The organism is Sphingopyxis sp. GW247-27LB, assembly GCF_002277025.1.
Classification (GTDB): Bacteria; Pseudomonadota; Alphaproteobacteria; order Sphingomonadales; family Sphingomonadaceae; genus Sphingopyxis.
Genome location: NZ_NIWD01000007.1, coordinates 138,833 through 151,760, shown reverse-complemented (window position 1 = coordinate 151,760; position 12,928 = coordinate 138,833). Strand labels below are relative to the sequence as shown.

Genomic DNA, 12,928 nt, shown 5'->3' with positions numbered 1-12,928 from the left:
TTTCGCCGCACCGCAAGCCGGGCGCTGCCAGCCCTGCCGTTCTCCGCTACAGCCCTTCCATGCGCCCCGATTCGCCCTCGCCGCTGATCCCCTTTCTCGTCGCCTGCGCGGGGATCGCGACCTATTCGTCGATGGACGTGCTGATGAAGGGGCTGTCGATCGGGATCGGCGCCTATAATGCGGTGTTCTGGCGCAACGTCGCGGGGGCGCTGCTCAGCGGGCTTCTCTATTTCGCCGCGCGGCCGGCCTGGCCCGGCGGCGCCACGATGCGCATCCACGCGCTGCGCTCGCTGTTCGTCGCGATGATGGCGCTCGGCTTCTTCTGGGCGCTCGCGCGGCTGCCGATGGCGGAGGCGATCGCGCTCGCCTTCGTCGCGCCGCTGCTCGCGCTCTACATGGCCGCCATCTTCCTCGGCGAGCGGATCGGGCGGCGCTCGATCGCCGCCTCGCTGCTCGGCTTCGGCGGGGTGCTGGTGATCGTCGCGGGCAAGCTCGGTGGGGGCGAGCGTGACCCCGAAGCGTTGCTGGCGGTCGGCGCGGTGTTCCTGTCGGCGATCTGCTATGCCTACAACCTCATCCTCGCGCGGCGGCAGGCGAAGATGGCGGGACCGATGGAGATCGCCTTCTACCAGAATGCGTTCGTCGCGCTGTTCCTCGCGCTCGCCGCGCCCTGGTTCGCGGTGCTCCCCGGCGCCGACCACGCCGCGCCGATCGCCGGCGCCGCGCTGCTCGCGACGATATCGCTCCTCCTCCTCAGTTGGGCCTATGCCCGCGCCGAGGCGCAGATCCTCGCGACCACCGAATATACGGGCTTCCTCTGGGCGATGCTGTTCGGCTGGTATTTCTACGCCGAGCCGGTGACGACGCCGACGTTCGCCGGCGCGCTGCTGATCGTCGCCGCCTGCCTGATCGTCGCGCGCAAGGCCCCGCACGGCGACCCGATCGATCCGGCGGCGGCTTGAATCGGTTCACGCGGAGACGCGGAGACGCGGAGAAGCTGGTCAGGGCCGATAGGCCCCATTTCATTTCAGCGTGACGATTGACACATCGCTTGAGGCAAAGGCCCGCTTCGCGGGAAACGCCAACTCTCCGCGCCTCCGCGTCTCCGCGTGAACCGATTTCATACCGCCGCCCGGGCCAGCCGATCGTTGATCGCCGCACCCAGTCCCTCGAAAGGGATCGCCGCCACCGCGATCTTCGGCTTCGCGCTCGCCGCCCCTGCGTGGAGCGCGTCGAACAGATGCGCCGCCGCCTCGGTCAGATCGCCCGCCGCGCTCAACTGATAATCGCCCGCAACGCCGCCGAAGCCGATCCCATATTCGTCGGCGGCAAAGTCCGCCGCGCCCAGCCGCACCGGCTTGCCCGGCGCATAATGGCTCGCGAGCATCCCCGGCGCCACCACCTCGGCGCCCTTGCGCCCCGACACCCTGAGCCCGCTGGCCGCGCCCAGCATCGCCGCAGTCACCGGACCCGGCCGCAGCAGCTGAACCGCGCCGTCCGCGACTCGCGCGATCGTCGATTCGACCCCCGCGGTCGTCGCGCCGTCGTCGATCACCAACGCAATCCGGCCATCGAGGCTCGCCAGCACATGCTCGGCCTTCGTCGGGCTCACCCGCCCGCTCGCATTGGCGCTCGGCGCCGCGAGCGGTGCGCCGGTCGTCTCGAGCAGCGCGCGCATCGCGCGATGCGCAGGCACGCGGATCGCGATTGTGTCCAGCCCAGCGGTCGCGATGCTCGCCACCGGGCAGTCGTGGGCCCGCGGCACGACGAGCGTCAGCGGCCCCGGCCAGAAGGCCTCGGCCAGCGCCAGTTCGGCCGCGCCGAATACGCCCAGTCGCCCGGCCACCGCCAGATCGGGCACATGCACGATCAGCGGGTTGAAATCGGGCCGCCCCTTCGCGGCATAGATGCGCGCGACGGCTTCGGCGTTGCGCGCATCGGCGGCGAGGCCATAGACGGTCTCGGTCGGTACCGCGACCGGCTGCCCCTCGGCGACCAGCCGCGCGGCGCGCGCGATCGCGTCGTCGCCATAGGGGACGACCGCGGTTGCCACACTCTCGATTGGACGCTCGGCCATGCCGCGCTATAGCGCCGGGCGCAACGGAATCACCCCCAAAAGCGGGAAACCCTATGACCTACACCGCGCCCGTCACCGAACAGCTTTTCGTCCTCAATCATATCGCGCGCGTCGACGCGATGGCGGCGCACGAGCGCTTCGCCGCCGCGACCCCCGACATGGTCGAGGCGATCGTCGCGGGAATCGGCGACTTCGCCGCCGAAGTCTACGCGCCGCTCAACCGCGTCGGCGACACCAACAATCCGAAGTGGCAGGACGGCCGGGTCACCATGCCGCCGGGGTTCAAGGAAGCGTACCGGCAGTTCGTCGAGGCGGGCTGGGGCAGCATCGACGGTCCCGGCGACTATGGCGGGCAGGACCTGCCCTTCACGCTCGCGACCGTGGTGATCGAGGCGCTCGGCAGCGCGAACATGGGTTTCTCGCTCTGCAGCATTCTCACCCCCGGCGCGATCCACGCGCTGATGGCCTATGGCACCGAGGAGCAGCGGGCGACCTGGCTGCCCAAGCTCGTCACCGGCGAGTGGAACGGCACGATGAACCTGACCGAGCCCGCCGCGGGCAGCGACGTCGGCGCGCTGCGTTCGACCGCCGAAAAGGTCACCGAGGGCCCGAACGCCGGCCTCTACCGGATCAAGGGGCAGAAGATCTTCATCACCTTCGGCGAGCACGACCTCACCGATAATATCGTCCACCTCGTCCTCGCGCGCACCCCCGGCGCGCCCGAGGGAACGCGCGGCATCTCGCTCTTTCTCGTCCCCAAATACCGCCTCGATGCCGAGGGCAAGCCGACGATTTCGAACGGCGTCCATTGCGCGTCGATCGAGCACAAGCTCGGCATCCACGGCTCGCCGACCGCGGTGATGGTCTATGGCGAGGGCGAGGACTGCCTGGGCGAGATCGTCGGCGAGGAAATGGGCGGCATGCGCGCGATGTTCGTGATGATGAACAATGCGCGGCTGATGATCGGCTGCCAGGGCATCCAGATCGGCGAGCGCGCGACGCAGCAGGCGCAGGCGTTTGCCGCCGAGCGCGTCCAGTCGTCGCTCGCGGGCAGCGCCGATCGCACGCCCGTCACGATCGACCAGCACCCCGACGTACGCCGCATGCTGTGGCGGATGCGCGCGCAGACCGAGGCGGCGCGCGCGCTCGTCTATTACGCCGCGGCGCAGACCGACTTCGGCAAATTGGGCGACGAAGGCGCCGCGATGCGCGCCGAGATACTGATCCCGCTCGCGAAGGCGCACGCGACCGACATCGGCTGCGAGGTCGCGAGCCTCGGCGTGCAGGTGCATGGCGGCATGGGCTTCATCGAGGAAACCGGCGCCGCGCAGCATTATCGCGACGCGCGCATCGCCCCGATCTACGAAGGCACCAACGGCATCCAGGCCGCCGATCTGGTGGGCCGCAAGCTCGGCATGGCGGGCGGCGACCTCGTCCGCGGCCTGATCGACGACATCGCGCACGGCGCCGCCGATTTCCCCGAGCTTCAGCAGTTGGTCGACGCGTGCCGCGCGGTCACCGACTGGATGGCGACCGCGGGCACCGCCGACCGCCTGGCGGGAAGCTATCCCTATCTCACCATGCTTTCGACGGCGACGTGCGGCTGGCTGATGGCGCTCCAGCACCGCGCCGCGAAGGCGGCGCTCGAAGAGGGCGGCGACACCGCCTTCCTCGAAGCCAAGATCGCCTCGACCCGCTTCTACCTTCAGCAGATCGTCCCCGCGGCGACCGGGCTCGCGCCATCGGCGCTCGCCGGCGACGCGGCGCTTGCGCCGCTGCCCGGAATTGCCTGATTCCCAGGCACGCGCGGGTCGTTCCGGAGTCTCATGCGGCGGTCATAATTAACGCGATGATAACCATCGCCCGCTAGGCCCATCCGGCAATGGCCGGAGAAGCGCGCGTGTCGTTTATCGCGAACAAGATGATCGTCAGCTGGCGCTCCTTCGCGCTGTCGGTTCTGCTGTGCATCGTCGTCGGCCTCTCGAGCCTCGCCGAGCCGCTCGACATGATCGTCGATCTGGCCGTGGGGCGCATGGGATCGCGGCCGGTCACGGGCGAGATCGTGATGGTCGGGCTCGACGACCGCACGCTCGGCAGCGTGCCCGGAGGCCGCTTTTCGCGGGCCGACCACGCGCGGGTCATCCAGGCGATCGACAAGGCCGGCGCCCGCCGCCTCGTCGTCGACTTCTATTATCAGGAACAGCAGCGCGATCGCGACACGCCGCGTCTCACCTCCGCCATCCGCGGCATGGACGATCGCATCATCCTCGCGGTGTCGACCAAGTCGGTGCCCGGCACCGACAAGGTGCTCTCGATCTTTCCCGATCCAGAGGTCGCCGGTCCGCGCGCCCAGCTCGCCAGCATCGCCTGGGACTATGAATTCTGGCAGGTCTGGAACGTCCCGCTGATGTTCGAGGCCGACGGGCGGTTGCTGCCGAGCATTTCGGCAGCGCTCGCGAACAAGCGCGCCAGCTAGCCGACCGAATTCCGCCTCGATTTCTCCTACGACCTGTCGACGATCACCGAATATAGCGCGCTCGACGTGATGACGGGCAAGGTCGGTGCGAAGGAACTCGCCGGCAAGGACGTCATCTTCGGCGCCACCGCGTCGACCCTGCCCGACCAGCATTATCTGCCGGGCCATAACCTCGTGCCTGGCGCCTATATCCACCTGATCGCCGCCGAGACGCTGAAACGGGGCAATCCGGTCAATATCCACTGGCTCCCCGCAGTGCTGGTCGCGCTCGCCGCGATGATGGCGGCGCTGCTGACGCCGCTTGAGCGCTGGTTCGGTCGGATCGCGCTCGGCACCTCCTTGGTGCTCGTGGCTGGCAAGGTTTTGCTCACCGGCGCGCTCGTCACCTCGTCGATCGGAGCCGGCCTCTGCTTGATCGCCGCGGTCAGCGCCAACGTCTCGCGCAAGCGCCGCCGCTTTTCGGCGCAGCGCGAGAATCCGGTCTCGGGCCTCCCCAATTTCGAGGCGCTGCGCAGCCAGGCGCCGTTCGGCAGCGCGACGGTCGTCGCGGCGAAGCTGGTCAATTTCGAGGATCTCGCCGCCTTCCTGCCCGGCGAGGGCAGCCAGCAGCTCGTCGACCAGGTCGCGCGCCGCCTCGCGCTCGCCTGCCACGGCACCCGGCTCCACCACGATCTCGACGGCAGCTTCGCCTGGCTCGTCCCCTATTATCAGCACAGCCAGATCGAGGGGCATCTCGCCGGGCTCGCCGCGCTGTTCAACGCGCCGCTGACCATCGGCGAGCTGCGCATCGACGTCGCCATCGCCTTCGGGGTCAACGACGAGTTCGAGGGATCGAACGCGCAGCGGCTCGCGGCCGCGCTCGTCGCCGCCGAAAAGTCGATCCGCACCCGCGCGCTGTGGACCAAATACACGCCGCGCCAGAAGGAAGATGCCGGCTGGCAGCTCTCCTTCCACTCGCAGCTCGAGGACGCGCTCGCCGGCGGCGACATCTGGGTCGCCTTCCAGCCGCAGTATGAGATCGCGACGCGCCGGCTGGTCGGGGTCGAGGCGCTCGCGCGCTGGACGCACCCGACGCGCGGGCCGATTCCGCCCGACGAATTCATCGTCCAGGCCGAAAAGAGCCAGGACATCTATCGCCTCACCCTGTTCGTGATGGATCAGGCGATCCGCTCGGCGGCGCATCTGCGCGCGCGCGGACTTCCCGCCAACATGTCGGTCAACCTGTCGGCGACGCTGCTCGACCACAGCGACCTCGTCGGGACGATCCGCGTCATGCTGACCGCGCACCACCTGCCGCCCGAAACGCTGACGATCGAGATCACCGAAACCGCGCAGATCGAGAACAGCCGCCAGGCGCGCCAGACGCTCGCGCAATTGCGCCGGACGGGCATCCGCCTGTCGATCGACGATTATGGCACCGGTCAGTCGAACCTTGAATATCTGACCGAGATCGAGGCCGACGAGATCAAGATCGACAAGCGATTCGTGATGACGATGCGCGATTCGCAGCGAAACTTCGAAGTGGTGAAGTCGACGATCGACCTCGCGCACCGCCTGGGCGCGGTCGCGGTCGCCGAAGGCATCGAGGATGCCCCGACGATGGCGCTGCTCGAGCAGCTCGGCTGCGACGTCGGCCAAGGCTATCACCTTGGGAAACCGCAGCTATTCTCCGAGCTCGCGAACAACCTCCTGGCATCGCCGCACAGCCGCACCGCCTGACTGCCAATCTGGCAGCATCTGTTAAGGTTAAGACTCGCTTTACCTTATTTTTTAAGGTATACGCCGCGTTAACTGTCCTGGTTGACAGTGTGCATCAGGAGTTTTGACATGGCTTGGATTTGGAAATGGGTTGGCGGCGGCGGCACCGGTGGTGGCGGTCTCCCGGCCTGAAATCCCGAACAGGATTTTCAAAAGGGCTCCAGCGACGCTGGGGCCCTTTTTCGTTGGATCGCGTAGTCGCCGAACCCACGCGGATGACGGCTTCGGGGTGGATTTGAGCCATTCCCCTCCCTTTTAGGGAGGGGTTAGGGGTGGGTGCGCGAGCGGAGCGAGCCCACGAAAGAACGCCGCCTTCGGCGGCTACCCACCCCCAGCCCCTCCCTAAAAGGGAGGGGAGAAGATATGACCGCAACCGGTCGATTGGGGTCATCCCCTCTCCCCGTTCGTGTCCAGCGAAGTCGAGACACCCATCGAGATTGCGCCTTACCCGAGGGGCATCTCGACTTCGCTCGATGCGAACGACTTTGGTTGGTTGGGGGTCCACTTCCGGTCGTTTACACATTCGTCATCCCGGACTTGATCCAGGATGACGAAAGGGAGGCGCGTTTGGTGGAGGACGACCGCGCCGTCCGGCCCAAATTTTTTTGCGCCACCGCCTCCTCGCCCGCCGATTGGCCGCAATCCCGCGGAAAGCCTGACGTAGCGCCTGCAAACCGTGCTGTCCCAGCGACGAACCGAATCAAAATATCGACGAGTCGAGTCTTCAATCGGTCATTTACCGTCTTGCATCGCTGGGCCGACGTGGCACTATAGATGGTGGGTCAGCCGACGGGGGCACCCAATAATTAGTATTTGGCCGGAAGTGGCGGATTTCCGTCGCCCATCCCATATGGGCACGGGAAGACCCCTTTTGCGCCCAAAAATATGTCCCCCGAAGGGGTGATAAAATGCTAGGCTGGGGCTTCGCCCCTGAGTCGAACAAGACAGGAACAAAGCGCGCCGCGGCGCGTGTGCAGGACAGGGCGAGATCGATGGATTTTCGGGAAACGGATCGGGTGGAGACGAACGACGTGGCGACGATGGAACTGGCGAAGAACGATGCGCCCGCAGCGGCCGAATCGGCCGGCGACGCGAAGAGCGATTCGGCGGCGTCCGCGAAGCTGAACGACGGCGGCGAGCCCAAGGTCCACGCGCGCCGCTTCGACGTCGCGACCGACGCGAGCCGCGACGCGCTGCTCACCGATTTCGGCAAGGAGACGCTGCAGGACCGCTATCTCCTCCCAGGCGAATCCTATCAGGACCTCTTCGCGCGCGTCGCGTCGGCCTATGCCGACGATCAGGACCACGCCCAGCGCCTCTATGATTATATCTCGAAACTGTGGTTCATGCCCGCGACCCCAGTGCTCTCGAACGGCGGCACCGGCCGCGGGCTGCCGATCAGCTGCTACCTCAACAGCGTCGACGACAGCCTCGAAGGCATCGTCGGCACCTGGAACGAGAATGTCTGGCTCGCCTCGCGCGGCGGCGGCATCGGCACCTATTGGGGCGCGGTGCGCGGCATCGGCGAGCCCGTCGGCTTGAATGGCAAGACCAGCGGCATCATCCCCTTCGTCCGCGTGATGGACAGCCTCACCCTCGCCATCAGCCAAGGGTCGCTCCGCCGCGGTTCGGCCGCCTGCTATCTCGACATCTCGCATCCCGAGATCGAGGAGTTCCTCGAGGTGCGCAAGCCCTCGGGCGACTTCAACCGCAAGGCGCTCAACCTCCACCACGGCGTCCTTTTGACCGACGAGTTCATGGAGGCCGTCCGCGATGGCGCCGAGTTCAACCTGCGCAGCCCCAAGGACCAGAGCGTGCGCGGCACCGTCGACGCGCGCAGCCTGTTCCAGAAGCTCGTCGAGACGCGCCTCGCGACGGGCGAGCCCTACATCATCTTCATCGACCAGGTGAACCGGATGATGCCCAAGCATCACCGCGACCTCGGCCTCAAGGTCTCGACCTCGAACCTCTGCTCGGAGATCACGCTGCCGACGGGCCGCGACCATCTCGGCAACGATCGCACCGCGGTCTGCTGCCTCTCGTCCTTGAACCTCGAAACCTGGGACGAGTGGAACGGCGACAAGGCGTTCATCGAGGACGTCATGCGCATGCTCGACAATGTCCTCCAGGACTATATCGACCGCGCCCCGCCCGAAATGGCGCGCGCCAAATATAGCGCGAGCCGCGAACGCTCGGTCGGCCTCGGCGTCATGGGCTTCCACAGCTTCCTCCAGGCGCGCGGCCTGCCGTTCGAGGGCGCGATGGCGAAGTCGTCGAACCTCCGCATCTTCAAGCATATCCGCAGCCAGGTCGACCAGGCGTCGATGCTGCTCGCCAAGGAGCGCGGCCCCTGCCCCGACGCCGCCGATCAGGGCGTGATGGAGCGTTTCAGCTGCAAGATGGCGATCGCGCCGACCGCGTCGATCAGCATCATCTGCGGCGGCACCAGCGCGTGCATCGAGCCGATCCCGGCGAACATCTACACGCACAAGACGCTGTCGGGCAGCTTCGTGGTCAAGAACCCGCACCTCGAAAGCCTGCTCGTCGACAAGGCGAAGAACAGCGACAGCATCTGGAACTCGATCCTCGAAAAGGGCGGCAGCGTCCAGCACCTCGACTTCCTGACCCAGGACGAGAAGGACTGCTTCAAGACCAGCTTCGAGATCGACCAGCGCTGGCTGCTCGAACTCGCCGCCGACCGCACCCCCTATATCGACCAGGCGGCGTCGCTGAACCTCTTCATCCCCGCCGACGTCGAGAAATGGGACCTGCTCATGCTCCACTATCGCGCGTGGGAGCTCGGGATCAAATCGCTCTACTATCTCCGCTCGAAATCGGTGCAGCGCGCCGGCTTCGCGGGCGGAGTCGAGGCCGACAATACCCCCGAGGCCGCGAAGTTCGAGCTTTCGGCCGAGAGCACCGACTACGACGAGTGCCTGGCCTGTCAGTAAGGCCGCGCTCCTCCTGCCCGTCATTCCCGCGAAAGCGGGAACCCAGGGCGGGATTACGCAACACTGGGTCCCCGCTTGCGCGGGGATGACGATTGAAATTTAGAAGCTGAGGATAGACCGATGCCTTTGTTGGAAGCCCGCAAGACCTACAAGCCCTTCGAATATCCCTGGGCCTATGATTTCTGGAAGCGCCAGCAGCAGATCCACTGGATGCCCGAGGAGGTGCCGCTGGGCGAGGATTGCCGCGACTGGGCGCAGAAGATCAGCGACCACGAACGCAATCTGCTCACCCAGATCTTCCGCTTCTTCACCCAGGCCGACGTCGAGGTGCAGGATTGCTACCACGACAAATATGGCCGCGTGTTCAAGCCGACCGAGATCAAAATGATGCTGACCGCGTTCAGCAACATGGAAACGGTGCACATCGCGGCCTACAGCCACTTGCTCGACACGATCGGCATGCCCGAGAGCGAGTATGGCATGTTCCTCGAATATGACGAGATGCGCGCCAAGCACGACTATATGGGCAGCTTCGGCGTCGACAGTGACGAGGATATCGCGCGCACCCTCGCGATGTTCGGCGGCTTCACCGAAGGCCTCCAGCTTTTCGCCAGCTTCGCGATGCTGATGAACTTCCCGCGCTTCAACAAGATGAAGGGCATGGGCCAGATCGTCAGCTGGTCGGTGCGCGACGAAAGCCTGCACTGCGAGGGCATCACCCGCCTGTTCCACGCCTTCGTCAAGGAACGCGACTGCCTGACCAAGGCGGTGAAGGAAGACATCATCGACTGCTGCCAGAAGACGGTGCGGCTCGAGGACGCCTTCATCGACCTCGCGTTCGAACAGGGCCCGGTCCCCGGCATGACGCCCAAGGAGATCAAGCGCTACATCCGCTACATCGCCGACTGGCGCCTCGGGCAATTGGGCTTCCAGCCGATCTACATGATCGACGAACACCCCCTCCCCTGGCTCGCCCCGCTGCTCAACGGCGTCGAGCACGCCAACTTCTTCGAAACCCGCGCCACCGAATATTCGAAGGCCGCGACGCGCGGCGACTGGAACAGCGTGTGGACGAGCTTCGACAGCCGCAAGAAGGCGAAAGCCAACGACGACGGCGCCGCGACGGCCGAAGCCGAAAGCGACGGCGAGGACATGTTCGCCAAGGCCGGCATCGCCGCGGAATGATAAAACCCCTCCCGCCAGCGGGAGGGGCAGCGAGCCCCGGACTTGATCCGGGGCGCAGCGGGGTGGGCAGGACATCCGGCGCACCCCGCGCAGGAATAGAGTCAAAAAGCCCCCATGACCGACAAGAAAAAACTCAAGCTCCTCATCCTCAGCCAGCCGCAGCGCGCGACCCTCGAAGGCCTCTCGAACCGCCGCCCCCAACTCCCCACCGACCCGATCCGCGACGAACTCGTCACGCTGGGCCTCGTGGTCAAACAGGGCGCCAAATGGGCGCTGACTCCGACGGGCAAGAAGGTGCTCGCGGCGAGCTCGAACCGGCGGAACTCGGGCGGGTTTTCGATTTGAAGTGTACCGCTCGACTTCACAACTCAAAAAGTGCAGAAAGCTGAGAAGTATTACCATGGAGTGACTTATGATCAGCTCTCGGCCCGAAATAACTGAGGTTTTTCCAGCCGTTGGCAAGCCTGCACTTACATATGTCGAAAGAGATGAGGGTAGATACGAAAAAAACCTAAAAAATGGTCTACTCAACCCTGGGCAAATTTGTGTTCTTACAGGCCCGTCAAAAACGGGTAAGACGAGCCTATATAGGCAAGTACTTCCCCAGATTCGCCGGCAGGAGCTAACTGTCCGATGCTCCGGGAATCTAACGCCCGGCGCATTTTGGGCTTCCGCTCTGGAAAACCTTGACTTTCGTCGTTTATCTGAATCTTCGCAAAGCTGGGGAGCGGATTTAACGACCAAAATCGGAGTAAACGGTGAAGCAGGCTGGTCTTGGCTCGCAAAGATTATGTCATCGATAGGATTCGAAGTTAGCGGGAAAGGAGAATATGGGGTAAAAAAAGAATTTATAACAGCCCCTGTAAATGCAAAGCATCTAATACCTCTTCTACAAGAGATGCCAATTCAGCTTATCGTTGAAGACTTTCACTATCTTGAAGATAGTGTAAAAAGAGAAGTATTCCAGCAATGGAAGTCTTTCGTTGATGAAGGGATCTCAGTTTTAGTTGTTAGTACAACTCATCACGCGACAGATATTGCCCGCGCCAATCAAGATCTTTCAGGCAGGGTTAGGCTTATCGACGTTGGAAAATGGGAAGAAACCGATCTCGCAAAAATTCCGGCAAAAGGCTTTTCCCTTCTTCAAATAAAGCACTCTCAGGTAACTGCAAATAACATTGCTAGGGAATCAGTTGGCCTTCCCATTATAACTCAACAAATTTGTCAGCAAATTGCCTTTAACCATGACATGTCCCCCGGGTCTATAAAAAGATCTACGACAATTAGTGCGCATACCGTTGTAGAAGCTCAGAAATATGTCGCAGAAAATATGTACTCCAATCATAAGAGCGACTACGATCAGCTAATAACTGGCCCTCGGCAACGACGGCGAAAGCACGCAACTTACGAGAAAATCTTGGCATCTTTTGCTCTCGATCCCCTAAAGTTTTCTCTCAGCTTTTCGGAACTTCAAGAAAGGGTGGAGAGCCTTTGTATAGACAGTTCAAATATACCATCTGGATCAATAAAAGCTGCTCTAAAGGCTCTTGAAAAATTCCAAATGAGGAAGAAGATTTCCCTCTTAGATTGGCATGAAAGCGAAGGAAGACTATATATAGTCACCCCATCTTTCTTATTCTATTTGAGGCAAATGCTAGAAAACTCAACCCCTGGAGAATCCATTACGCAGAAACTTCTCATACTTTTCAAAGAAAACTTGGAGTTGAAGATGATGCCGGGATCGGAGGACGGTCAATCTTCACTTTTTGAGACAGCCATATACCTGACCCCAAAAAAGCCAGACAATCCTTAGCCCCTCAATGCGAATTACGGTGACAGTGCGAATTACGGTGACAGGTGCCAACAATCCCTAATTAGCTCAACCTCGCAGGGATGCCGGATCAAGTCCGGGGTGACGAAAGGTTGGGGGTAAAACGCCCCACCTCAATGCACCGAAGCCGGAACCGGTACGCCCCTCGCCTGCGCCACCGCGACCATCACCGCATCGCGCACCGCATCGGGCGGTTCGCGCAACATATAAGTTTTCACCAGTTCGGGGTTCGCGCCCGCACCTTGCCCGACATCGATCCGCAGCGAGCGGATGCCCAGCCAATTGCGTGTTACCATCGCGTCGCGGATCGACGCCAGCGGCCACGATCCATCCGCCCCTCTGAATAACGTCACGCCGTCGTGATGCAGATAATGGCCCCGTTCGCGCCACATGCGTACGAACAGATAGACCGCGACGACGCCAATGCCGATCGCGACCGGTCCCGTCATCCGGCCCAGAAGATGATCATAAAGGGTATCGGCAAAAGCGCCGCCCCACAATTCTTCCCACAGGAAAAAGCCCAGCATCGCCAATCCCGATGCCAGAAAGGCAGAGATCGCGCCCCCGCGCAAACGCCCCAATATGATGATATTCGGATCCGCCATGAACGCTGGATAACAAGATCGCACCGCCCTCCAAAATCCTATTTC

The 12,928-nt window shown here is 63.4% G+C and carries 9 protein-coding genes and 1 pseudogene; 8 read left to right on the top strand and 2 right to left on the bottom strand.

The window, feature by feature from the left end; all coding sequences use genetic code 11:
• Positions 1–59 precede the first annotated feature (59 nt).
• Positions 60–962, top strand: a complete 903-nt coding sequence (locus CD928_RS07175) for a DMT family transporter (RefSeq protein ID WP_095386429.1) — start codon at positions 60–62, stop codon at positions 960–962.
• A gap of 158 nt (positions 963–1,120) precedes the next feature.
• On the opposite strand, the gene CD928_RS07170 is transcribed toward CD928_RS07175, so the two are convergent.
• Positions 1,121–2,077 (bottom strand): L-threonylcarbamoyladenylate synthase, encoded by a 957-nt coding sequence (locus CD928_RS07170; protein WP_095386428.1) that lies wholly within the window; start codon positions 2,075–2,077, stop codon positions 1,121–1,123.
• 53 nt (positions 2,078–2,130) lie between these two features.
• On the opposite strand from CD928_RS07170, the gene CD928_RS07165 reads away from it, so the two are divergent.
• From CD928_RS07165 to CD928_RS22990, 7 genes and pseudogenes are all read left to right on the top strand, one after another.
• Entirely contained in the window at positions 2,131–3,870 is a 1,740-nt protein-coding gene (locus CD928_RS07165; RefSeq protein WP_095386427.1) for an acyl-CoA dehydrogenase, read from the top strand.
• 89 nt (positions 3,871–3,959) lie between these two features.
• Positions 3,960–4,832: pseudogene (locus CD928_RS23755) on the top strand (CHASE2 domain-containing protein); the annotation flags it as partial.
• Positions 4,830–6,272 carry an EAL domain-containing protein gene (locus CD928_RS23745; RefSeq protein ID WP_369679302.1) on the top strand — a complete coding sequence of 481 codons (1,443 nt, stop codon included), beginning with the start codon at positions 4,830–4,832 and terminating at the stop codon, positions 6,270–6,272. The pseudogene CD928_RS23755 and the gene CD928_RS23745, both read left to right, overlap by 3 nt.
• A gap of 1,031 nt (positions 6,273–7,303) precedes the next feature.
• Positions 7,304–9,262, top strand: coding sequence for a ribonucleoside-diphosphate reductase subunit alpha (locus tag CD928_RS07155; protein WP_095386426.1), 1,959 nt, complete (start codon positions 7,304–7,306; stop codon positions 9,260–9,262).
• 120 nt (positions 9,263–9,382) lie between these two features.
• Positions 9,383–10,447 carry a ribonucleotide-diphosphate reductase subunit beta gene (locus tag CD928_RS07150; RefSeq protein ID WP_095386425.1) on the top strand — a complete coding sequence of 355 codons (1,065 nt, stop codon included), beginning with the start codon at positions 9,383–9,385 and terminating at the stop codon, positions 10,445–10,447.
• 114 nt (positions 10,448–10,561) lie between these two features.
• Positions 10,562–10,792 carry a hypothetical protein gene (locus CD928_RS07145; RefSeq protein ID WP_095386424.1) on the top strand — a complete coding sequence of 77 codons (231 nt, stop codon included), beginning with the start codon at positions 10,562–10,564 and terminating at the stop codon, positions 10,790–10,792.
• A 67-nt stretch (positions 10,793–10,859) separates the two neighbouring features.
• Positions 10,860–12,260 carry an ATP-binding protein gene (locus CD928_RS22990; RefSeq protein ID WP_141237116.1) on the top strand — a complete coding sequence of 467 codons (1,401 nt, stop codon included), beginning with the start codon at positions 10,860–10,862 and terminating at the stop codon, positions 12,258–12,260.
• 131 nt (positions 12,261–12,391) lie between these two features.
• Here CD928_RS22990 and CD928_RS07140 read toward each other — a convergent pair whose 3' ends face one another.
• Positions 12,392–12,883 carry a hypothetical protein gene (locus tag CD928_RS07140; protein WP_095386423.1) on the bottom strand — a complete coding sequence of 164 codons (492 nt, stop codon included), beginning with the start codon at positions 12,881–12,883 and terminating at the stop codon, positions 12,392–12,394.
• Positions 12,884–12,928: the final 45 nt, after the last annotated feature.